We start from the raw sequence: 22,169 nt of genomic DNA, 5'->3' as shown, positions 1-22,169 counted from the left end.
TCCTTCAATATGTCATGTGTACCGCCGAGCCGTTGCCAATGCTGACGAATACTCTATGCCGTTTGGATATCAACTTCATAGCGGGCATAGGGTATGGTGGCAGACATGCCGATTTCCGCTGAAGTACTGGCCAATGTGAAGGCCGAACGCATCCGCCGCGTATCTGATCTTGCCAACCGTAGAACTCGTGAACGCGTTGGTCGTTTTCTTATTGAAGGACCGCAGTCTGTACGCGAAGTTGTTGCATGGCGTCCCGAAGTAGTGCGTGATCTGTATGTTGAGGCGTCCGGTAGTGAACCGGATGCGCCGATCGCAGGGCCTGTTATCGCAACCATTGCCAGCCGCGCGTTGGCAGCAGGTATTTACGTGCATAAAGTTACTCGCGATGTTATGGCAAAAATCAGCGCAGATGCGCAAGGTATTGTCGCAGTCGGTGATATAGATGCGATGGTACAGACTATGCGGTTCGACAACGCGCAGACGAATGATACCAGTAGCAAACCGAACGCTGATGATCACGATGCGAATGATGTTGCCGGTCGCATTGCGGGTGATACTGGTGATACAACCGTCACTGATTGTGCAAACGTTGCCGCATTCTGGCAAGTGCGCGATCCCGGCAATGCTGGTACTGTGATTCGTGCAGCTGATGCGGCAGGCTGCGCAGCTGTCATATTTGTTGACGATTGCGTGGACGTGTTCAATCCCAAGGTGATTCGTTCTACTGCCGGCTCACTATTCCACTTACCGGTTATCGCAATGCGTACCGACGAATTCTTTGACTGGGCATCCGAACATCACATGCGAATCATCGCTGCTGACGTATATGGTACTGAAACGCATACGCCAGACAGTCTTCCAGACGTGCTCGCTGAACGAGTCGGACGTGCCTATGCGTCTAATGGAGAAGCGATTTTGTTCGGTAACGAGGCACGTGGTTTACCAGAAGCGATTCTTGACAACAGTGACCGTATCGTATCCATTCCAATCTATGGCAAAGCTGAATCACTGAATCTTGCCACCAGTGCGGCGGTCATGCTGATGAGCCTCGCAATGACACGACAGTGACACAGTGACTTGCCAAAAACCAATGTTATCAATGTTATCAATGACCAATAATGAAGCCTCATGACTGTCCTATGTCGAGTCATATAAGGACAATGGGAAGTTGGTTTAACGCTTGAACATGCATGTTGTTGCGACATGCACAGCACAGTCAAGGAAAGGGTGCTCGTGGCAGAAGCGCAATTCGATGCCCAGGCCGTGACCGACGCGGTCACCAACGGCATAGCGAAAATCGAGAATGCCTCCAGCTCGGAGGAACTCAAAGCTATTAAAAGCGAAGTCATCGGCGTATTGACGTTGGCGAGTAAAGCCATCGGCTCACTGCCCGTTGATCAGAAGAAAGACGCCGGTAAGCTCATGGGCAAGCTGCGTGCCGATTTCGGTCGTGCTTTCGGCGCCAAGGAAGCGCAGGTTAAGGCCGATGAAGAAGCCAAAGCACTTGCCGCAGAAACCGTCGACATGACTCTGCCGGTGAACCGTAAGCCGCTCGGTGCACGTCATCCAATTTCGCGTATTATGGAAGATTTCGAGGACTTCTTCACCTCAATGGGCTGGCAGATTTCCGCTGGTCCTGAGGTGGAAAGCGAATGGTACAACTTCGATGCGCTCAACTTCGGACCTGACCATCCGGCCCGTCAGATGCAGGACACATTCTACGTCAAGGGTAATCAGGCGAAGGATGCTGCTGGTTTTGTCGGCTCTAACATGGTCGTGCGCACGCAGACCTCAGCTGATCAGGTACGCGCACTCATTACTCGCGGTGTTCCGCTGTACATTGCAAGCCCGGGCCGTGTGTTCCGTACTGATGAGCTTGATGCTACGCATACCCCAGTGTTCCACCAGTGTGAAGCGCTCGCTGTTGACAAGCATCTGACAATGGCTGATTTGAAGGGTGTTCTGGACAAGCTCGCGGTTGCGATGTTTGGCCCGGAAGCTAAGACGCGTTTGCGCCCGAGCTATTTCCCGTTCACGGAGCCGAGTGCTGAACTTGATCTGTGGTTCCCGGATAAGAAGGGTGGTGCCGGCTGGCTCGAATGGGGTGGCTGTGGCATGGTTAATCCGAACGTGCTCAAGTCTGCTGGTATTGACCCGGATGTGTACACCGGTTTCGCGTTCGGCGTTGGCGTAGAGCGTACGCTGCTGCTGCGCCATGACATCAATGACATGCACGACCTTGTTGAAGGCGACGTGCGATTCAGTGAACAGTTTGTGATGGGGGAGTGATAGCCCATGCCCATGATTGACATTGATTGGCTTAAGGACCATGTCGAAGTTCCGGAAGGGTTGACCTACGAGCAGCTTGCTAAGGACCTTGTCAAGGTTGGTCTTGAGGAGGAAGAGATTCACTCTTCTCAGGTTACGGGTCCGATTGTTGTTGGCTATGTCGTTGACGCTACGCCTGAACCGCAGAAGAATGGCAAGATTATCAACTGGTGCCATGTTGACTGCGGTGACGAGTGGAACGAGACTGATGAGAACGGTAACAAAGTACCGCGTGGCATTATCTGTGGCGCGCCAAATATGGCTGCCGGAGAGAAGGTTGTCGTAACCTTGCCGGGTGCCGTGTTGCCGGGTGATTTCAAGATCGAACCGCGCAAAACCTATGGTCATATTTCCAATGGCATGTGCGCTTCTGAACGTGAGCTTGGTTTGGGTGACAGCCATGATGGCATCATCTTATTGCGCAACTATGGTTTCACACCTGCGGAATATGAGGCGTTGAAGCCCGGTGATGATGCTATGCATCTGCTGCATCTCGATCAGCCGTTGCTGGAGATTAACATTACGCCGGATCGCGGTTATGCATTCTCCTACCGTGGCGTCGCCCGCGAATATCATCATTCGACTGGTGCTGCCTATACGGACCCAGCAGTTGAGCTGAATGAGAAAGCTCCGGCTGTATCGGGCGATCCGAACGTCACTTCTGATATTGAAGTGTCTATCGAGGATAGCAATCCGATTCATGGTGTGCCTGGTTGCGACCGGTATTACGCGCGAGCTGTGCGAGGATTCAACCCGAACGCGCATACGCCAAACTGGATGCGTCGTCGTCTAGTACGTGCTGGCATGCGTTCGATTTCGCTGGCTGTAGATGTCACTAATTACGTGATGCTTGATCTTGGCCAGCCGATGCATGCGTACGATATGGACAAAATTGAAGGTCCAATCGTAGTACGTCGTGCTCACGAAGGCGAACATCTCACTACGCTCGACGGCAAGGATCATGAGCTGAGTACTGAAGATCTACTTATTACGGATTCACCGAATGGTGAGCGTGGGTCGCGTATCCTTGGCTTGGCTGGCGTAATGGGTGGCCTATATGGTGAAGTTACTGCTGAAACTAAGAACATCTTGCTTGAAGCGGCACACTTTGATCAGGTGACGATCGCGCGTTCTGCTCGTCGTCACAAGATTCCGTCTGAAGCTTCTCGCCGTTTCGAGCGTGGTGTTGACTCACAGTTGCAGCCAGCCGCAGCGCAGATGGCTGCTGAGCTGCTATCTCGTTATGGTAATGGCGAGCCGAGCGATCATCCGACCGATGTTAATAACGTGGTATTCCGTCGTCCTATTCATTTCAAGGCGAGCGAAGTGTCCCGCGTTGCTGGTTTGGACTTGGATGTCAACCGTATCAGCGACATTCTTACTGATATTGGATGCCGCGTGGCCGGTGGTGGTAACGGTGAATTCTCGGTAACTGCACCGAGCTGGCGGCCTGACCTCAATGAGGCATGTGATCTGGTTGAGGAAGTGGCTCGACTCGTTGGCTATGATGAGATTCCAGTTACTGTTCCTGCGGCTCCGGTTTCGGGCGCGGTCGGTTTGACTGCTGAGCAGCGTCATCGTCGTGAGATTGCTAACGAACTAGCCGAATACGGCATGGTTGAGACGCTGACGTATCCGTTTGTCGGCGACGAGGATTTCAAGGCGTTCTCTTACGATCCTGAGACGATTAAGCCGATCAGCGTGGAAATTACGAATCCACTTGCTGGCAACCGACCATATTTGCGCCGTGAGATTCTACCGACGCTGGCTGGTACGGTACAGCTCAATCTGCGTCGTGGTCTTGAAAACATTGCGTTGTACGAGATCGGCCATGTGTACTTGTGGGACCCGAATGCACCGGCTATTCCTGCATTGCCGGGCGGTATGAAGCCGACTGACGAGCAGTTGGCTGCGCTTGATGCTGGCCTGCCTGATCAGCCGTTGCATGTAGCTGGTATATTGACTGGTTTGGCTGAGAATTCTGGTTGGCTGGGCGGCAAGCGTGCTGTTGACTGGAGCGACGCGGTTGAAGCAGTTCGTCGTATTAGTGACCGACTGGGAGCAGATATTCAGTTCGATCAGCCAGCTGTGGATGATGTACCAGTACAGTGGCATCCCGGTCGAGCTGCTCGTGTGATGGCTGGTACCACGTTTGTTGGATTGGTTGGCGAACTGCATCCTCATGTCAATGAGGCTTTGGGCTTGCCAGCACATTCTGCTGCGTTTGAACTGAACCTTGATGCCTTGTTCGCGACGCTCGATGGTAAGCCGGTACAAGCGAAGCCAATTTCGACTTTCCCGCCGGTTAAGCAGGATCTTGCGTTCACGGTGCCATCTTCAGTGAGTGCTGCTCAGCTTGAGACGGTTATTCGTCAGGCTGCAGGTGACACACTTGAGTCGATTGAACTCTTCGACGTGTTCACCGGTGACCAGATTGGTGAAGGCTTGAAGTCGCTCGCCTTTGCTGTGGTATTCCGCGCTCCTGACCGCACGCTGACTGCTGAGGATAGCGAAGTGATTCGTAAGGCGATTGTCGACAAGGCTGGAGAACTTGGCGCACAACTGCGCGCCTAGGATAGGTTGTAAGGTCCGCTGTTTCAAGTATTGGCAGCGGGCCTTTATATAGCTTTATTAGTGCTACTCAAAGGAAGACCATGACCGATTCCCAAACCAACAACGGTGATCAGACGAACGATTCGCCGCAGTATGGACAGTACCGGCAACCGGAATATGGTGCGATGGCCAATCAGTATCCGGCCGGATATAATCCATATCTGTATGGTGCGCCTGAACGTCCTTCAGGGGAGCAATCAGGAACTCAGCAGTCAGGAACGTCTGTGCAGCAGCCGGTTGCCGCACAGACGTCAGCTTCGGCTCAGTCGTCACAGCCGACTCAACCGCAGCCGCAGTACCCGTCAGCGTGGCAGACTCCGTATGGACAGCCGGGGATGCAAGGGCAAGGAACGCAGCGCAATATGCAGCCTGTTCCTCCTCACACGCCGCGTATCGTCAACGGTATTGACTTAGATGACCCGAATCAAAATCCGTTGTATGGGCGTTGGGACCCACTTTCCATCGTTTCACTCGTGTGCGCATTGGTATTGCCGATGCCTGCGCTGCCTGCCATTATGGGTGCTATCTCGATGCGCCGCACGCGCATGTTCCATATGAAAGGTTTTTGGCTCGGATTTGCTGCGGTATTCATCAATGTGTTTTACACGATTATGGTGGTGTGGCTCGCAATTCATGGGCTGAGCATGTTTGACTACTATCAGCAAATGCTCAATCTTATGGGCGGAGATACGAGCGGTGGCACGGGCGGTACTATTAGCGCATAATGTGTGTAATAGGCAGTGCTGTTACAAGTAAATTCCTTCTGGAAACAGGAGGAATTTTTGCTATATGGACATTCTCGCGCCAACATGAGTGCATAATTATGCAATGTACTGCATAAAGTGTATAGTGAACACATGTTGTTAAACGTCAAGGAAAAGAGCAACGACATGGCGAAATATACCGTGGCCGTCGCGGGAGCAACGGGATATGCCGGTGGTGAGGCACTGCGCATCCTTGCCACACATCCTAATTTCGAGGTGACCTGTGTAGCAGGTCACTCGTCGGTGGGGGACCGGCTGGGTACACATATGCCGCATATTCCTCAACTCGCTGATTTAGTGGTTGAAGACACTACTCCTGAAGTGTTGAATGGTCATGATGTCATTATTCTCGCATTACCGCATGGTGCATCGGGTGCCTTAGCGGCGCAACTTGATCCTGAAGCTGTAGTGGTTGATCTTGGGGCAGACCATCGTCTTGAGAATAAGACTGCATGGGACGCATATTATGGCGGCAATTTTTATGAGCATTGGACTTATGGCATGCCGGAACTCATTATCGGCAAGGACAAGTCCGGTGTATATCAGCGCCAGCGAGTGAATCTGCCCGGGGTAAAGCGTATTGCAGGGCCGGGTTGCAACGTTACTGCCACTACGCTAGCTATGCAGCCCGGCGTAGCTGAGGGGTTGATTGATCGTAAAGGACTCGTAGCTGATCTCGCTGTTGGATATTCAGGTGCTGGTAAAAATTTGAAGCGCACCAATTTGTTAGCTGCTGAGGCTTTCGGCTCGGCGGTGCCATACGGTGTAGGTGGCACGCACCGTCATATTCCTGAAATCGTGCAGAATTTTGCGCATGCAGCTGGACTTGATGCATCTGCAGCAAATGAATTCGCGCTCGGGTTTACACCAATTCTCGTTCCGATGGCACGAGGCATTCTTGCCGTTGTATCCGCGCCGTTAAGCGATAAAGCTACAGCAATGAGCGACGACGATATTCGTGCAGTGTGGACTCATGCCTATGAGGGGCAGGATTTCATCAGCGTTCTACCACAAGGCACACTGCCGGCTACGGCTAATATCGTCGGTTCAAACGCCGCTCATATTCAAGTCGTCACTGACCGCAAAGCCGGTCGTCTGATCGCTTTTGCTGCCATTGACAATCTCAACCGTGGCACCGCTGGGCAAGCGGTGCAGTCATTGAATATTGCACTTGGCCTGCCAGAAGACGCGGGTCTTACTAAGATCGGAGTAGCACCGTGAGCGTTACATATGCACAAGGTTTTTCAGCTGCAGGCGTGACTGCAGGCATTTCTGCTATCAAAGGCAAGAAAGATTTAGCACTCGTCGTAAACAACGGACCGTTAGATGCAGCTGCTGGTGTGTTCACGTCTAACCGTTTTTGCGCTGCTCCTGTGCAATGGTCTCGCAAAGCTGTAGCAAATGGTCATATCAAGGCAGTAATCCTCAACTCTGGTGGAGCAAATGCGTGCACTGGTGAAGCTGGCTATCGTCAGTCTGAAACTACCGCAGCAACAGTGGCATCACTTGTTGGTGTTGAACCATCTGATATTGCAGTATGTTCCACTGGTTTAATCGGTGAGCTGTTACCGCTTGACAAGGTGCTTGACGGTGCTAAGGCTGCATGCGCTGCGCTGGCTGATACCAGTGAAGCTGGTGCAGACGCGTCTCATGCCATAATGACTACTGATACGAAACCGAAGACAGTCACTCTTGATGGCACTGGATACCGTATCGGCGGCATGGTCAAAGGCTCCGGCATGATTGCCCCTCAGTTGGCCACTATGCTATGCGTAATTACTACGGATGCTGTGGTTTCTGCAGGTCAGTTGCAGGCTGCACTAAGCGCTGGAGTAAATACATCGTTTAACCGTATTGACGTGGACGGTTGCATGTCCACCAACGACACTGTTTTGCTGCTTGCTTCCGGTGCGTCCGGCATCGAGCCAGACCCAGACGAATTCAACGATCTTGTTGCGGCTGCATGCGCGTCGCTCGCTCGTCAAATCATCGGCGATGGTGAAGGTGCAAGCCATGATATTCGTATCGCAGTCACCGGAGCTACAAGCGAAGAAGCAGCATTGGCATGCGCTCGTGCTGTTGCTGCATCGAACTTACTTAAGTGCGCAATCAGCGGCAACGATCCGAACTGGGGTCGTATTGTGTCCTCTCTCGGCACCGTACCGTCTGATATTGCACCGTACGATCCTACGAAGGTGACGGTTGATGTCAACGGTGTGCGTATTTGCGAACATGGTGGAGCTGGACGCGACCGTAGTGAAGTCGACATGACACCGCGTGAAGTGCATATTGATATCGACCTCAACGCTGGCGATGCTGAAGCGACAGTATGGACCGACGATTTGACTCACGAGTACGTTCATATCAACGCTGATTACGAAAGCTGACAATCACAATTATGGCTGATATCAAAGGACCAGGATTCCATTTCGACGTACATACCGATTTGCGCGCCGACCAAAAAGCGGAAGTGCTCATCGAAGCATTACCGTGGCTTGAAGAGTTCGCTGGGCAACGTATCGTCGTTAAATACGGCGGTAACGCAATGGTTGACGATCATCTCAAAGCATGCTTTGCAGAAGATATGGTATTCCTGCGCCAAGTAGGACTTCATCCGGTTGTTGTACATGGTGGCGGACCGCAAATTTCACAGATGCTTAAAGCCCTCGGTATTAAATCTGAGTTCAAAGGCGGATTGCGTGTCACCACGCCAGAGGCAATGGATGTTGTGCGTATGGTATTAACTGGCAAGGTTTCGCGTGAACTTGTTGGTTTGATCAACGCGCATGGACCGTTTGCTGTCGGTCTATCTGGTGAAGACGGTGGCTTGTTCTCTGCCATGCAGCGCAAGCCAGTGATTGACGGCACGCCGACTGATGTTGGTTTGGTCGGTGATGTAGTGAGTGTCGATGCATCAGCTGTAGAAGACCTTATTGCAGCTGGACGTATCCCGGTAGTCTCATCGGTTGCTCCGAATGAAGACGATACTACGCAAGTGCTGAACGTGAACGCAGACTCTGCAGCGGCTGCGCTCGCAGCAGCATTGGGTGCACGTAAACTCGTTGTCCTCACTGATGTGGATGGTTTATACGCTGACTGGCCAGACCGCAATTCACTGATTGGGCGTATCGGTGTAGAAAATCTGCGTGATATGTTACCTGATCTTGAAAGTGGTATGCGGCCGAAGATGGAAGCCTGCGTGCGTGCGATCGACGGAGGCGTGCCTCAGGCACACATTATTGACGGGCGTAAACCGCATTCCATTCTCAATGAGATTTTTACTAGTGCTGGTATTGGCACTATGGTCGTACCCGAAGACGGTGTTGAAATGAGGAGTTCTTATGGCTACTGACAAGGAGACGTTGGGATCTGAAGATTCCAAATGGCTGGGAGAGTACTCTCAAGTACATATGAACGTGTTCGGCACACCGTTGCGTGTGCTTGACCACGGACAGGGCGCACATGTGTGGGATGTTGATGGTAATGAATACCTCGATTTTCTCGCAGGTATCGCAGTCAACTCAATCGGATACGCGCATCCTGCATGGGTGAAAGCGGTCAGTGAACAAGCAGCTAAGGTTGCGCACACCAGTAACTATTTTGCTACTGAACCACAGATTCGTCTCGCTGCTAAGCTGGTTAAACTTGCTGGAGCTCCTGAAGGCTCTCATGTGTACTTTGGTAACTCAGGTGCAGAAGGTAACGAAGCGGCTCTTAAACTGGCTAAACTTTACGGTCGTACGCTACCGGGCGCTTTGCCGTCAATTGGTGGTAAACCAGCTCGTATTATTGCACTTACTCATGGGTTCCACGGTCGTACGCTTGGTGCATTATCTGCGACATGGAAGCCAGCAATCCGTACTCCATTTGAACCGCTGGTACCGAATATTGAATTCGTTGAAGCAGGCGATCAGGTAGCTTTATACGAAGCGTTTGCCCAGACCGGACCGGGTAAATATGGCAAAGGGCCGGTTGCTGCGGTCATTATGGAACTCATTCAAGGTGAGGCGGGTGTTCGTCCGCTTGGCGCTGACTATGTAAAAGCAGCTCGCCAAATGTGCGATGTAAACCATGCTTTGCTCATCATTGATGAGGTGCAGACTGGCATGGGACGTACCGGTTCATGGTTCGCGTTCCAACGAGAAGATCTCTCCGGTGGTATCACGCCTGATATGGTCACGTTTGCCAAGGGTGTAGCTGGTGGCTTCCCGATGGGTGGCATGATCGCTTTCGGCAGTAAATTGTCCAGTTTGTTCACGCCTGGTTCGCACGGTTCAACGTTCGCTGGCAATCCTCTTGGCGCGGCTGCAGCACTCGCCACGATTGGCGTAATCGAGGATGAGGATCTTGTTGCCAACGCTGAGGCTCGCGGTGAACAATTGCGCAACGGTATTGTAGCAACCGGTAATCCGCTGTTTACTTCGGTGCGTGGTCGTGGTCTGCTTGATGCGATTCAGCTTGCACATCCGTGCGCCCATGCGGCGATGAATTGGGCGCTTGAACACGGTCTTATCGTCAATGCTGTCGCGCCTGATGCGTTGCGTTTGGCGCCGCCGTTAATAGTCACAGCTCAAGATATTGATCAAGCGGTGTCTATTCTTGCTCAGATCCCGGAAGATCTTCCTAACGACTGAATTTGCACTGGTCTTGACATTGTCAAGACCAGTTTTATCCAATCTTGTACTATAAGGAGTGCCAAATGACCGGTCAGCTTCGCCACATGTTGCGCGATGACGATCTTAACCATGCTGAACAGCTACAAGTTCTCGAACTCGGTATGAAATTTCGCGAGAATCGTTTCTACCGTCAGCCGTTTGCTGGTCCGCAAGCTGTTGCTGTTCTTTTTGATAAGCCGTCTACGCGTACCCGTTCCAGCTTTTCTATTGGTGTCGCTGAACTTGGCGGATATCCGCTGGTTATCGACAAGTCCGGCTCACAGCTTGGCCGCGGTGAACCGGTTGCGGATACTGCTCGCGTGCTCACGCGCATGGCATATGGCATTGTTTGGCGTACGTTTGGTCAGGATCGTGTTGAAGCAATGGCGAAATATGCAACATGTCCTGTAGTCAACGCGTTGACCGATGATTTCCATCCTTGCCAAGTACTGGCTGATTTCCTCACTATCGCACAGTTCCGTGGTGGGGTGAAAGCTCTTGCCGGCAAGACTATTGCATACGTGGGTGATGCTGCGAATAATATGGCGAACTCTTACCTGCTGGCGGGAGCAGTTGCTGGTATGCATGTGCGTGTTGCCGGACCGTACGGTTATCTGCCGCGCAAAGATATCGTAGATGACGCTGAGCGTCTGGCTGCAGAAAATGGTGGTTCTATTCTAGTTACCACTGACCCGCGCGAAGCTGTTGCTGGTGCAGATTGCGTGTTCACTGACACATGGGTTTCTATGGGTGAAGAAGCTGAATATGCGATTCGCTCCAAGCCGTTCTGGGATTATCAGGTGAACGACGATCTGATGGCATTAGCTCAGCCGGATGCGCTGTTCCAACACTGCTTGCCAGCATATCGCGGTAAAGAAGTCACTACTTCGGTGATTGACGGACCGCAATCTGTGGTGTGGGATGAAGCAGAAAACCGTTTGCACGCGCAGAAGGCATTGTTGACATGGCTGGTCGGTCAGCAGCGTGGCGATGAGAGTCTGCTGGCATGAGTGAGGCCGGTACGCCGATGCAGCGTCCGGCCACGCGCGCTGCACGGTTGAGTGTGATTGAGCAAATCTTGCTCAGTCATATTATTACGTCACAATCGCAGCTTTCTGGCATCCTCTCTGATGAAGGTATTGATGTTACGCAAGCCACGTTGAGTCGTGATCTTGATGAGATTAATGCGATGAAGACGCGGCTTGCTGATGGCAGGATTGCATATACAGTAGGGGATCGAGCTGTTCATCTGTCTGCTGGTATTGGAGACAAAGCTGAACAACAGATGGCTAAAGTGCTTGGTGGCTTGGTTACTTCTGTGGCATCGGCTCGTAACCTCATTGTTGTTCATACTCCGTCAGGTGCTGCGCAATATGTGGCCAGCGTGATTGATAAACAGCCGATAGACGGCGTATTAGGTACTATTGCTGGAGACGACACAGTGATGGTGATCTGTTCGGATGACGATATAGCATCTGACCGTTCTCAGTGGTTATTATCTATTGCGTCCAAAAGTTGAGCAGCGACGCACCGAGAGTGCATACTTATACATACTTATGCATATACTTACATCATCTGACTTCAAAGAAAGGCAATTATGAGCGACAATAAGCGCATTGTACTCGCATATTCAGGCGGTCTGGACACGTCCGTCGCTATTTCTTATCTCAAGGAGCGCACCGGCAAAGACGTCGTGGCGGTTTCCCTTGATGTCGGTCAGGGCGGTGAGAGCCTTGATACTATTAAGCAGCGCGCTCTCGCTTGCGGTGCAGTCGAATCGTATGTGGTTGACGCGCGCGATGAGTTCGCAAACGAATACTGCATGATGGCACTTAAGGCTAACGCCATGTATGAAGGCGTGTATCCGTTGGTTTCTGCTATTTCTCGTCCGCTTATCTCTAAGCATCTTGTGCGTGCTGCTCACCAGTTCGGTGCTGATACGATTTCGCACGGTTGCACGGGTAAGGGTAATGATCAGGTTCGTTTTGAGGTGTCTATTGCCTCGATTGACCCGACACTGAAGGCGATCAGCCCGATTCGTGATCTGTCACTCACTCGTGACGTAGAAATCGCGTTCGCTAAGGAACACAAGCTGCCGATTACGCAGACGGAAAAGTCGCCGTACTCCATTGATCAAAATGTGTGGGGTCGCGCTATTGAAACTGGCTTCCTTGAGGACCCGTGGAATGGTCCGACCAAGGATTGCTATGCATACACTGATGATCCAGCATTCCCGCCGATCGAGGATGAAGTAGTCATCGAGTTCAAGCAAGGCATCCCGGTGAAGATTGATGGACGTGACGTGACTCCGTTGCAGGCTATTGAGGAACTCAACCGTCGTGCTGGTGCACAGGGCATCGGCCGTATCGATCTGATTGAAGATCGTCTGGTTGGTATCAAGTCTCGCGAGCTGTACGAGGCACCAGGCGCTGTGGCATTGATCACTGCTCATCAGGAACTTGAAAATTGCTGCCTTGAACGCGAACAGCATCGTATCAAGCGCGATATTGACAAGCGTTGGGCTGAATTGGTTTACGATGCGCAGTGGTTCTCTCCGGCTGTTCGTTCGCTCAATGCGTTTATTGAAGAAACTCAGCGGTATGTTTCTGGTGAAATTCGTATGACGTTGCACGGTGGTCGTGCAGTGGTTACTGGTCGTCGTTCTGACTCGTCGCTGTATGATTACAAGCTCGCGACCTATGATTCCGGTGATACGTTCGACCAGAAGTCATCTAATGGCTTCATTGACATTTACGGATTACCATCGCGTGTCGCTGCTGCTCGTGACGTGCGTTTCGGCAACGGCATTGAAGTGCCGGATAACGCCGTGGAGTAAACAGCAGCGCTGTTTGTAGGCAAGGTGCTTGTCGAATCCTTATCTCGGCTCCCCTTGCTAGGGGAGCCATTTTAGCTAAGGACCTGCTACTTTTTCTACGGATATTTCCACTATGTTCGACATGTCGTAATAGATGCGGGATGGTGATGTTGTATTCTCGTTGCTGGCAAAGCGGAAGCGATAAGCAATGAGGGGAGCGACGCATGGAAGTAGCGTTGGAGAGCAATGCGTTTTTCATGGGCGTCGAATATCTGGCAATCTTCTGCAGCGGTCTCATGGGCGGACTGTGTGCAGTGAAGAAGAATTATGACTTATTTGCCATGATGATCACCGCATGGCTTACCGCACTTGGTGGCGGCATTATTCGTGACGTAATGCTTGCCTCCCTACCTCCAGTTGGCATTGCTGATAAAGGCTTTGTTATTACTGCGCTTGTATCCGGATTGGCAGTGGCCGTTATTCATCCTGAGGTTGATAAACTCAAATGGTCCATGCTGACTATTGACGCGCTGTCAGTCGGATTGTTTGCGGTCAACGGTACTTCCAAAGCTATGCTTATGGGCACATCGGGTATGACCGCCGCGTTTATGGGTATGTTTACTGCACTTGGCGGCGGTCTTGTACGTGATATGCTCCTCAACGATGTGCCGATGGTCATTCGCGACAAGCACTGGTATGCGGTGCCATCTGCTATCGGTTGTATTCTCACTGTGCTGGTGATGAAAGGCACTCGAATTGGATTGATTGACTTCACTGGTGAAGTCGTACTCGACAGTGCGATTGTTGTGTTGGTGGTTGTGCTACGCCTACTCTCAGTCAAGTTCAACATCGTACTGCCAGGCGCATTAGAACGGCATGAAGTATTTCTTCCCGGAGAATCTCGATATCTTAAGCGTCCCGTTATTCACCCCGATGCAAAGCGCAACGAGAGTGAAGACAACGTATCGTAGCGTATATGTGGAGTGGCAGAAATCTCTCACTGAGCGACGCTCAGTGAGAGATTTCTGCCACTCCACATATGATATGAGTAATCCCCGTAAACCATATTGGTTTACGGGGATTACTCATATCATGCCCGAAAGGGCGATGATCACATCGCGTTGATCGCGACAGCCAGACCGGACTTGCGGTTGGCAGCCTGATTCTTGTGAATCACGCCAGCGCCGGCAGCCTTGTCGAGCTTCTGGGCAGCGACCTTGTAGGCAGCTTCCGCAGCAGCCTTGTCACCGGAGGCAATGGCCTCACGAGTGGCGCGGACGGCGGTCTTCAGAGCCGACTTAACGGCCACATTGCGGATGTGCGCCTTTTCGTTGGTCAGCACGCGCTTCTTCTGCGACTTAATGTTTGCCACATTTACTCCAAACGATGGTTGCTATAAGGACATACAAACGGTCATGATAACACGCCATACGGATAATATACAGGCTGAATTGGGAGTGTCGTGAGAAAATGCCGATGGTCATCGGTAGACTAGTGTATTTGGCGAAGAGGACCGGGCGCATGAGTTACCAACGTATGGCATTGCGTCGCCGGTCGCATATCACAACAATCGTAAGGAGACGGATTAGGTGATCGAACCGAAGAATAAGCCTGGATATACCGACCAGTCGCTGATCCGCAACTTCTGCATTATCGCGCACATTGATCACGGCAAATCCACTGTCGCTGACCGTATTCTTCAGCTATCCGGCATTGTGCCTGAACGCGAAATGCGTGACCGATTCCTCGACCGTATGGATATTGAACAGGAACGCGGCATTACTATCAAATCGCAGGCTGTGCGCGTGCCGTGGACGTTTGATGGTACTGAATATACGCTTGGCATGATCGACACGCCTGGCCACGTTGATTTTACGTACGAAGTGTCGCGTGCGCTCGCTGCGTGCGAGGGAGCGGTGCTGCTCGTTGATGCGACACAGGGTATTGAAGCACAGACGTTGTCGAATTTGTACATGGCGATCGACCACGATTTAACGATTATTCCTGTACTAAATAAGATCGATCTGCCGAGTGCTGAGCCTGATCGTCATGCTGAGGAAATTGCTGGTCTGATTGGCTGCGAACCGAGCGATGTGCTGCGCGTGTCTGGTAAGACTGGCGAGGGTGTAGCTGATCTGCTGGACCGTATTGTTATGGAGATTCCTGCTCCACACGGCGACCCGAAAGCACCTGCTCGTGCGTTGATCTTCGATTCTGTGTATGACTCATATCGTGGCATTGTCACTTACATTCGTATGGAAGATGGCGAACTACACGATCGTGAAAAAGTGCACATGATGGGTATCGGCATGACGCATGATCCGATTGAGATCGGTGTGATCAGCCCTGACATGATGCCTACGAAGGCGCTGGGTGCCGGCGAAGTTGGTTATATCATCACTGGTGCGAAAGATGTGAGTCAGTCGAAGGTTGGCGATACGTTGACCTCTGCCGTACGTCCTGCGACGGAACCGTTGCCCGGCTATCGCGACCCGCAGCCGATGGTCTACGCCGGTTTGTTCCCCATTGATAACGCTCAGTTCCCGGAATTGCGTGATGCGCTTGACAAGCTCAAGCTCAACGATGCAGCGCTTATCTATGAACCGGAAACGTCTGTCGCGTTGGGGTTCGGCTTCCGTTGCGGTTTCCTCGGATTGCTGCATATGGAAATTGTTTCTGAACGGCTCGATCGTGAGTTTGGACTGGATCTGATTTCCACTGCGCCGAACGTTCCGTACGATGTTACTGCTGAAGATGGCACGGTACATCATGTGACCAACCCAAGTGAGTTTCCGGACGGCAAGATCAAGCAGATCGTCGAGCCGATGGTCGCGGCCGATATCATCACACCGAAGGAATTCATCGGTGCGGTGATGGACTTGTGCCAGGATCACCGTGGCATCATGGGTACGATGGAATACATTTCAACCGACCGTGTTGAAATGCATTACCGTATTCCGCTTGCCGAAATCGTGTTCGATTTCTTCGACCAATTAAAGAGTCGTACCAAGGGTTATGCTTCGCTCGATTATCATGAGGATGGCGAGCAGGCGGCTGATCTCGTCAAGGTCGATATTCTCATCCAAGGCGAGAAGGTCGATGCGTTCAGCGCGATTGTGCACCGCGACAAGGCGTACAGTTACGGTGTGATGATGACGAAGAAGCTACGTGAACTGATTCCTCGCCAACAGTTCGAGATTCCGATTCAGGCGGCAATCGGTTCTCGTATTATCGCTCGTGAGAACATTCGCGCGTTGCGTAAGGATGTGCTCGCTAAGTGCTATGGCGGTGATATTTCGCGTAAGCGCAAGCTGCTCGAAAAGCAGAAGGCTGGTAAGAAGCGTATGAAGATGCTCGGCCATGTTGAAGTGCCGCAAGAAGCGTTCATCGCCGCGCTATCCACTGGTGACGCAGGCAATGATCGTGACACGAAGGACAAGATTCGTGCCGCACAAAAGACCGAGAACTGATTGATGTTCGAAGTCTATATACATGTCCCGTTTTGCATGCGGCGCTGTGGCTATTGTGATTTCAACACATATACAGCGCTCGATCTTGGAGCGGGTGCATCTCGCGGTAACTATGCCAACATGGTCATCCGCGAGATGCAATTGATACGTGACTGGCAGCGTAAACATGGAATCGAAGAGCCGCCGGTTTCCACGGTGTTTTTCGGCGGCGGCACGCCGACGATTCTGTCGGCGGATGATCTTGTTGCCATGTTAGATGCGATTCGCAAAACGTGGGGGATTGATCCAGACGCTGAAATCACGACGGAAGCTAATCCTGACACGGTGAACGAGTATTATCTCGGTAAGCTCGCGGACGGTGGATTTACGCGTATTTCGTTCGGTATGCAATCGGCGGTACCGCACGTATTGCGAACGCTCGACCGTACGCATACGCCGGCGAATGTGGAGTCCGGTGTGCAAGCTGCGAACAAGTTCGGTTTGCGTTCCAGCGTTGATCTGATCTATGGTGCGCCGGGGGAGAGCCTTGATGATTGGCGTACGTCAGTACGTACGGCCATCGATCTGGGTGTGAACCATATTTCCGCATATGCGCTCACGGTTGAACCTACGACAAAAATGGGTCGTCAGATCGCAGCTGGGACATTGCCTAAGCCAGACGATGACGACGAGGCTACGAAATACGAGATCGCTGATGATCTGTTTACTGCTGCTGGGCTGCAGTGGTATGAGGTTTCCAATTGGGCCAGGCCCGGCTACGAGAGTCGACACAATCTCGGTTATTGGCGTAATGTTGACTGGGCTGGACTTGGCCCTGGAGCGCATTCGCACTACGGTCACGCGATCGACGACGATACGCCGTCAGACGCGCAACACGGCCTGCGCAGCTGGGATATCGCTCACCCTCGCTTGTGGGGCATGGCCATTAACGAGCATCGCGTGCCGTGGGAGGGCAACGAAACCATCACGCCCGGGGAAAACCTCGAGGAGTTGATCATGCTCGGCTTGCGTCTGCGTGAAGGACTCGATGTGGACGGACTCAATCATGCGATCGACCGGTGTCAAACGGCATCTGGACATCTACGTTCGATCACGCCGTCCGATCTGTCCGCAATGGCTGATGACGGTCTGATTGAAATGCCTATGATCATGGATCGTGTCGTGCCGACCCGTCGGGGACGGCTGCTCAACGACGCATTAATTGAACGATTCTTTGATTTGATTGGTGTGTAGACAGACTAATTCTGCGGCGAAACCGGTTGACAGGCGTCCAAACTCGATCTTCGTCATACGTTTGCTACTTATCGGGAGCCGAATTGGTTTATGACTTCGTGCGAGATCGCGGACGTCGTCCAAACACGCGTCGCTGATTGGCATGCGGATATGGTAACGATCGCGGGTCAATCGCGCGGGTTGTCCACGCAGCCAGTGCCGAATTCGGCTGCGGTAGTAACCCCGCGATGCATAAGCGCGGTCATGATGTCCGCCAGTTCGTCGTCCGGTGCATCCATATCGTCACGCACCCACTGTTCGAGCACTGCGCAGATCGCCCCGGCCCAGAACCGGCTTGCGTAATGTGGTCCGATGTCATGCGATAGTGGACCACGATTCATGTTGCGCTGTATCGCGTCGACGATGCGCTCGCCGTATCCGGCCTCCAGCAGCAGCCGGTATTGCTGGGCGATGTGGCGGACTTCGCCGAGCAGTGCGTCCCATGCCTAACGGGTCTGCGCAAGCGGATCGTAGGCGGTCACTGCCATTGCCGGGAGGTGATCCGATGGGATTGCTCATGCGACATGATCACCCGCTCGCCTCCCGGACGACGGTCACCGCAAAAGACCTCAAGGATGTGCCGCTAATTATGCCGAAAGGAGTGCTCGGCCGAGGCGACCTGTCCGGTTGGCTCGGACGGTACGCCAAGCGCATCAATGTGGTTGGCACCATGAATCTGATGTACAACGCCAGCTGCTTCGTGCGGGAGGGTTTCGCCTGCGCCGTGGGGCCACAGGATATGGTCGATACCTCATCGGACAGTGGACTATGCTTCAGACCATTCGAGCCAGCAGTATCCACGCGTCTCGCAATCGCATGGAAGAACGGTCAGCCACTGCCTCCCGCTGCCGGAGCGTTTCTCGATGCTTTGCAAGACATACTGAAACTGAGACAAATGTGCGCATCCATATCATCACGGCATCGAGCTGGTTCAATCTGCCAGAGGTCGGCACAAACGAGACGACTGAACCGGCAGTGACAGACGCTCCGTATGTCGTAGAATCGGACATCAGCGGCCATGAGGCCGGGCACACGCGCATACGAACGGTCGATGAGAAATAGTCGATGAACGACCATTGACCGGTTACGACAAGGGGAGTATAACCAGCCATGAACGAGCCAAACAAGGAACGGAACATGCAATCTACTTCGCCGAAGAATCCGATGGAAACCGCGAAGAGGCCGAACTTGGCCGGTGCGACGGCTCTGGTCCCAAAGCTGAACATCAACGCGCTCACCCCGGCGGAAACCGAAGAGGTGGTCGAGAATGCCGGTGTCGCCAAAACGCGGCTTACCGACGGGCGTGCCTTCGTCTCGGCTATGCTAGCCGGCGCGTTCATCGGTTTTGGTGCCTTGTTCTTCCTGATCGTCACTTCGGACCCGGCGATGACATGGGGACCGAAACGATTCGTTGGTGGCCTTGCCTTCTGCATGGGACTCGTGCTCGTGTTGTGCTGCGGCGCGGAACTATTCACCGGCAACTCGCTGATGGTCTCCGACCTCGCCGCACGCAAGGTCACGCTGCGCCAGATGCTGCGCAATTGGATTATCGTCTGGTTCGGCAATCTCGCCGGTGCGCTGCTGCTTGTACTCTTGGTCGCGCTCGCCGGCACGATGGGACTGGCCGACGGTGCGGTGGGCGATCTTGCGGTGGCCACGGCCGCTGCAAAGGTCACGCCCGACTGGGGCACGTTGTTCGTGCGCGGCATTCTGTGCAACGTGCTGGTGTGTCTGGCTGTGCGCATCGGATTCGCCGCACGGTCGGTGTCTGACAAGGTGTTGGGCATCCTGTTACCGATCTCAGGCTTCGTGGCTATGGGCTTCGAGCACTGTGTGGCGAACATGTTCTTTCTGCCGATGGGTTTGACTGCGAAACTGCTCGGTTTCGGTGCTGAAGTTGCGGGTGCGGGGTCGTTGGACGTGCTTGCCATCGCCTACAATCTGTCCGCCGCCACCTTGGGTAACATTCTCGGCGGCTCGCTGTTCGTGGCATTGGCCTACTGGTATCTCAACGCTAAACGTTCTTCCAAGCAGGCGTAGCGTAAGGCCCTCGCATATGCGGATGCCAGACCGGCGCCTATTTGTTGGTGAGCGCCTCCTGTGTGGGCGTGTAACGGGCGCCTTTAGGGGCTGCGGCGGCCGCCGCGTTCATTGAATTTCTTGCGCGCGATATCGGTGAACGTTTGTAAATTCCTGAGCGCGAGACGTGCAATCGCAGTTACCACAGAATATCCGCCGGTGCGGTGGTTTTGTTGCGCTCGATGATGAGGCAGATTTCTTCGGGGGATTCTTTGCATCCTCGTCGAATCCACAGCCAGACAATCGCGGCGACGGCAGAAACGAGAATTTCCATCGCATAGTCGGCGGGAATCCCGTTGTACATGGTTTGCGGTGCAGCGCTGCGGTGTTTCGCTTGCGTCATGATAAGTCGCTTGAGTACGTCTTTGAAATGCTCGTACAGGGACATGTCATTGCCGGATTGTGATATTGCATCGAAGAATGCGTAGTCGTCTTTCATATATTGTAATGCCTTAGCGATGGATCGGGATTGAAATGCATCACAGACCGATTCGCTGGCTCGCCTCGTTGTTGGCCTGCTTGGGTTGGTTTGTTCGACGAGAATGCGTGTCAGATCGTCGATGGTGTCGTCGATGAGTTGTTGACGTAGGTCGAACTTATCGACATAGTGCATGTAGAACGTGCCGCGATTGATGCCTGCAGCGCGTGCAATATCGCTGACGGTCATTGTTTCGAAGCCTTTCGTCTTGACCAGTGTGGTGAACGCAGACTTGATCTTGGCTTCGGTTTTGGTGTTGCGTTTGCTGGCTGCGGGTGCCATGGGAACCTCCTTAAGCATGGGTTGAATCGTGTGGTTGGCTATTGCTGAAGTGGAATGATCTCCAGCATATTCTATCAACACGTTGTCTGTTTAATGACATAATGAACAGTTTTCGTAAGATTGTTCAATTTGAACAGAATGCTAGAAATCGTTCATTGACATGGTCTTTGCGCTGTTTTTATCATCATGACAATAAATCAACATGTTGTTCATTCAAGAGAAAGCGGCGTCAATGTCCTACATAGAAATGATTCACAGTTTCAAGCGTTACCACATGGGCGACACCACCATCGTCGCCAACAACGACGTGAACTTCAGCATCGAAAAAGGCGAGCTGGCGATCATCCTCGGCTCTTCCGGCGCCGGTAAGTCAACGGTGCTCAACATTCTTGGCGGCATGGATACCAATTCCGAAGGCAACGTGATCGTCGACGGCAAGGATATTTCGAACTACACAGCGCACCAGCTCACCGACTATCGACGTACCGACATCGGATTCGTATTCCAGTTCTACAATCTCGTTGCCAACCTTACCGCCAAGGAGAACGTCGAACTCGCCTCCGAGATCGTCAAGGAGGCGCAAGATCCCGTGCAAACGCTTATCGATGTCGGATTAAAAGATCGCATCAACAGCTTTCCTGCTCAACTGTCCGGCGGCGAACAGCAGCGTGTCGCTATAGCACGCGCAGTGGCCAAGAATCCCAAGATCCTATTATGCGACGAGCCGACCGGTGCACTCGACTACAACACCGGTAAACAAGTACTGCAGATACTGCAGAATCAGAGCCGCATCAAAGGTGAAACCGTGGTGATCGTCACCCACAATTCGGCCATTGCTCCTATCGCCGACCGAGTCATCCACATGCACGATGCTCGAGTTTCTTCAATCGAAGTCAACGAACATCGGTAGTGCCCGGATTCTTGCGCACTTTGGTCTTCGCCCGGCTCTGCGACGATGATCAGTTCGCTACTGGTACGCTCTCACCGAGCCGGGACATGTCGAGGTAACGGCGCGTCGACCACTCGTTCGAGGTCACGTAGCGGACGCGCGCGCAGACGAGCATCAACGCGCTCCGCCCGTCCGGAAACGAGCCGACCACGCGCGTGCGTCGCCTGATCTCGCGGTTCAATCGTTCGATCATGTTGTTCGTACGGATGCGCCGGCGATGTTCCCTCGGATAGTCGTCGAGCAGGTAGGTCGTCGTCTCGCTAATGCCTTCGCGCAGGCATTTGGCAGCCTCTCTGAGCTTCCTTGTCTCCAGTTCCTTGGCGACGGATTCCGCCTTCTCCAACGCCTTGTCGCGTGATTCCATAGCAAACACGGCCTTAAGCGCGTCCGCAGCCCACTCCCGGTTTCTGGGGTTGACCTTGGCGAGGATATTGCGTTCGAAATGCACCATGCACCGCTGATAA

General features: G+C 52.9%; 21 protein-coding genes. 17 read left to right on the top strand and 4 right to left on the bottom strand.

From position 1 onward, the window contains the following. Positions 1-105: 105 nt before the first annotated feature. The 12 genes from BHAP_RS03615 to BHAP_RS03560 all read left to right on the top strand — a co-directional run bounded on the left by BHAP_RS03615 (position 106) and on the right by BHAP_RS03560 (position 14,146). Positions 106-1,068 carry a TrmH family RNA methyltransferase gene (locus tag BHAP_RS03615; protein WP_094729398.1) on the top strand — a complete coding sequence of 321 codons (963 nt, stop codon included), beginning with the start codon at positions 106-108 and terminating at the stop codon, positions 1,066-1,068. Positions 1,069-1,203: 135 nt separating this feature from the next. Then, positions 1,204-2,289, top strand: a complete 1,086-nt coding sequence (gene pheS / locus BHAP_RS03610) for a phenylalanine--tRNA ligase subunit alpha (protein WP_094729397.1) — start codon at positions 1,204-1,206, stop codon at positions 2,287-2,289. 6 nt (positions 2,290-2,295) lie between these two features. Further along, a complete protein-coding gene (gene pheT / locus BHAP_RS03605) occupies positions 2,296-4,902 on the top strand; it encodes a phenylalanine--tRNA ligase subunit beta (protein ID WP_094729396.1) in 2,607 nt (868 codons plus the stop codon). Between the two features lie 80 nt (positions 4,903-4,982). Next, positions 4,983-5,666: a hypothetical protein gene (locus BHAP_RS03600; RefSeq protein ID WP_094729395.1), complete on the top strand. Its 684-nt coding sequence runs from the start codon at positions 4,983-4,985 to the stop codon at positions 5,664-5,666. Positions 5,667-5,831: 165 nt separating this feature from the next. Next, positions 5,832-6,926 carry an N-acetyl-gamma-glutamyl-phosphate reductase gene (gene argC / locus BHAP_RS03595; RefSeq protein ID WP_094729394.1) on the top strand — a complete coding sequence of 365 codons (1,095 nt, stop codon included), beginning with the start codon at positions 5,832-5,834 and terminating at the stop codon, positions 6,924-6,926. Beyond that, on the top strand, positions 6,923-8,092 hold the full coding sequence (gene argJ, locus BHAP_RS03590; protein ID WP_094729393.1) for a bifunctional glutamate N-acetyltransferase/amino-acid acetyltransferase ArgJ: 1,170 nt from the start codon (positions 6,923-6,925) through the stop codon (positions 8,090-8,092). The genes argC and argJ overlap by 4 nt, the downstream gene beginning before the upstream one ends. Positions 8,093-8,103: 11 nt before the next feature. Continuing rightward, positions 8,104-9,057 (top strand): acetylglutamate kinase, encoded by a 954-nt coding sequence (argB, locus tag BHAP_RS03585; RefSeq protein WP_420807705.1) that lies wholly within the window; start codon positions 8,104-8,106, stop codon positions 9,055-9,057. Continuing rightward, on the top strand, positions 9,047-10,339 hold the full coding sequence (locus BHAP_RS03580; protein ID WP_094729391.1) for an acetylornithine transaminase: 1,293 nt from the start codon (positions 9,047-9,049) through the stop codon (positions 10,337-10,339). The genes argB and BHAP_RS03580 overlap by 11 nt, the downstream gene beginning before the upstream one ends. Positions 10,340-10,404: 65 nt before the next feature. Beyond that, on the top strand, positions 10,405-11,370 hold the full coding sequence (gene argF, locus BHAP_RS03575) for an ornithine carbamoyltransferase (RefSeq protein WP_094729390.1): 966 nt from the start codon (positions 10,405-10,407) through the stop codon (positions 11,368-11,370). Beyond that, the gene (argR, locus tag BHAP_RS03570) at positions 11,367-11,879 is read left to right on the top strand and encodes an arginine repressor (protein WP_094729389.1); all 513 of its coding nucleotides are present in this window, start codon (positions 11,367-11,369) and stop codon (positions 11,877-11,879) included. The genes argF and argR overlap by 4 nt, the downstream gene beginning before the upstream one ends. Before the next feature lie 78 nt (positions 11,880-11,957). Then, complete coding sequence (locus BHAP_RS03565; RefSeq protein WP_094729388.1) at positions 11,958-13,196, top strand: argininosuccinate synthase; 1,239 nt, start codon at positions 11,958-11,960, stop codon at positions 13,194-13,196. A gap of 203 nt (positions 13,197-13,399) precedes the next feature. Next, positions 13,400-14,146: a trimeric intracellular cation channel family protein gene (locus BHAP_RS03560; protein ID WP_169713159.1), complete on the top strand. Its 747-nt coding sequence runs from the start codon at positions 13,400-13,402 to the stop codon at positions 14,144-14,146. Positions 14,147-14,286: 140 nt separating this feature from the next. Here BHAP_RS03560 and rpsT read toward each other — a convergent pair whose 3' ends face one another. Next, positions 14,287-14,547, bottom strand: coding sequence for a 30S ribosomal protein S20 (gene rpsT, locus BHAP_RS03555; protein ID WP_094729387.1), 261 nt, complete (start codon positions 14,545-14,547; stop codon positions 14,287-14,289). A gap of 217 nt (positions 14,548-14,764) precedes the next feature. On the opposite strand from rpsT, the gene lepA reads away from it, so the two are divergent. Both lepA and hemW read left to right on the top strand, forming a co-directional pair. Next, positions 14,765-16,645 (top strand): translation elongation factor 4, encoded by a 1,881-nt coding sequence (lepA, locus tag BHAP_RS03550; protein WP_094729386.1) that lies wholly within the window; start codon positions 14,765-14,767, stop codon positions 16,643-16,645. A gap of 3 nt (positions 16,646-16,648) precedes the next feature. After that, positions 16,649-17,878: a radical SAM family heme chaperone HemW gene (gene hemW, locus BHAP_RS03545; RefSeq protein ID WP_094729385.1), complete on the top strand. Its 1,230-nt coding sequence runs from the start codon at positions 16,649-16,651 to the stop codon at positions 17,876-17,878. A gap of 167 nt (positions 17,879-18,045) precedes the next feature. Here the strand turns inward: hemW and BHAP_RS03540 are convergent, their stop codons facing one another. Next, positions 18,046-18,258, bottom strand: a complete 213-nt coding sequence (locus BHAP_RS03540; RefSeq protein ID WP_094729384.1) for a TetR-like C-terminal domain-containing protein — start codon at positions 18,256-18,258, stop codon at positions 18,046-18,048. Positions 18,259-18,359: 101 nt separating this feature from the next. On the opposite strand from BHAP_RS03540, the gene BHAP_RS03535 reads away from it, so the two are divergent. After that, entirely contained in the window at positions 18,360-18,896 is a 537-nt protein-coding gene (locus BHAP_RS03535) for a LysR family transcriptional regulator substrate-binding protein (RefSeq protein ID WP_094729383.1), read from the top strand. A 158-nt stretch (positions 18,897-19,054) separates the two neighbouring features. Further along, positions 19,055-19,957, top strand: a complete 903-nt coding sequence (locus BHAP_RS03530) for a formate/nitrite transporter family protein (RefSeq protein WP_211279678.1) — start codon at positions 19,055-19,057, stop codon at positions 19,955-19,957. A 178-nt stretch (positions 19,958-20,135) separates the two neighbouring features. Here the strand turns inward: BHAP_RS03530 and BHAP_RS03525 are convergent, their stop codons facing one another. After that, entirely contained in the window at positions 20,136-20,756 is a 621-nt protein-coding gene (locus BHAP_RS03525) for a TetR/AcrR family transcriptional regulator (protein ID WP_094729382.1), read from the bottom strand. 232 nt (positions 20,757-20,988) lie between these two features. Here BHAP_RS03525 and BHAP_RS03520 point away from each other — a divergent pair, with 232 nt between their 5' ends. Beyond that, positions 20,989-21,666 carry an ABC transporter ATP-binding protein gene (locus BHAP_RS03520; RefSeq protein ID WP_094729381.1) on the top strand — a complete coding sequence of 226 codons (678 nt, stop codon included), beginning with the start codon at positions 20,989-20,991 and terminating at the stop codon, positions 21,664-21,666. A gap of 49 nt (positions 21,667-21,715) precedes the next feature. On the opposite strand, the gene BHAP_RS03515 is transcribed toward BHAP_RS03520, so the two are convergent. Then, positions 21,716-22,169, bottom strand: a 454-nt coding sequence (locus tag BHAP_RS03515; protein ID WP_211279677.1) for a transposase, incomplete at its 5' end; no start/stop codon positions are given.

The sequence above is a fragment of the Bifidobacterium hapali genome (assembly GCF_002259755.1).
Lineage (GTDB): Bacteria > Actinomycetota > Actinomycetes > Actinomycetales > Bifidobacteriaceae > Bifidobacterium > Bifidobacterium hapali.
The sequence above is the reverse complement of the archived record's forward strand: the minus strand, read 5'-3'. Positions and strand labels throughout refer to the sequence as shown.

Excerpts from the sequence above, each read along its gene's own strand:
- BHAP_RS03615 (WP_094729398.1), top strand. The coding sequence starts at position 106 with ATGCCGATTTCCGCTGAAGTACTGGCCAATGTGAAGGCCGAACGCATC.
- pheS (WP_094729397.1), top strand. The coding sequence starts at position 1,204 with ATGCACAGCACAGTCAAGGAAAGGGTGCTCGTGGCAGAAGCGCAATTC.
- pheT (WP_094729396.1), top strand. The coding sequence starts at position 2,296 with ATGCCCATGATTGACATTGATTGGCTTAAGGACCATGTCGAAGTTCCG.
- BHAP_RS03600 (WP_094729395.1), top strand. The coding sequence starts at position 4,983 with ATGACCGATTCCCAAACCAACAACGGTGATCAGACGAACGATTCGCCG.
- argC (WP_094729394.1), top strand. The coding sequence starts at position 5,832 with ATGGCGAAATATACCGTGGCCGTCGCGGGAGCAACGGGATATGCCGGT.
- argB (WP_420807705.1), top strand. The coding sequence starts at position 8,104 with ATGGCTGATATCAAAGGACCAGGATTCCATTTCGACGTACATACCGAT.
- BHAP_RS03580 (WP_094729391.1), top strand. The coding sequence starts at position 9,047 with ATGGCTACTGACAAGGAGACGTTGGGATCTGAAGATTCCAAATGGCTG.
- argF (WP_094729390.1), top strand. The coding sequence starts at position 10,405 with ATGACCGGTCAGCTTCGCCACATGTTGCGCGATGACGATCTTAACCAT.
- argR (WP_094729389.1), top strand. The coding sequence starts at position 11,367 with ATGAGTGAGGCCGGTACGCCGATGCAGCGTCCGGCCACGCGCGCTGCA.
- BHAP_RS03565 (WP_094729388.1), top strand. The coding sequence starts at position 11,958 with ATGAGCGACAATAAGCGCATTGTACTCGCATATTCAGGCGGTCTGGAC.
- BHAP_RS03560 (WP_169713159.1), top strand. The coding sequence starts at position 13,400 with ATGGAAGTAGCGTTGGAGAGCAATGCGTTTTTCATGGGCGTCGAATAT.
- hemW (WP_094729385.1), top strand. The coding sequence starts at position 16,649 with ATGTTCGAAGTCTATATACATGTCCCGTTTTGCATGCGGCGCTGTGGC.
- BHAP_RS03540 (WP_094729384.1), bottom strand. The coding sequence starts at position 18,258 with ATGAATCGTGGTCCACTATCGCATGACATCGGACCACATTACGCAAGC.
- BHAP_RS03535 (WP_094729383.1), top strand. The coding sequence starts at position 18,360 with ATGCCTAACGGGTCTGCGCAAGCGGATCGTAGGCGGTCACTGCCATTG.
- BHAP_RS03530 (WP_211279678.1), top strand. The coding sequence starts at position 19,055 with ATGCAATCTACTTCGCCGAAGAATCCGATGGAAACCGCGAAGAGGCCG.
- BHAP_RS03525 (WP_094729382.1), bottom strand. The coding sequence starts at position 20,756 with ATGGCACCCGCAGCCAGCAAACGCAACACCAAAACCGAAGCCAAGATC.
- BHAP_RS03520 (WP_094729381.1), top strand. The coding sequence starts at position 20,989 with ATGTCCTACATAGAAATGATTCACAGTTTCAAGCGTTACCACATGGGC.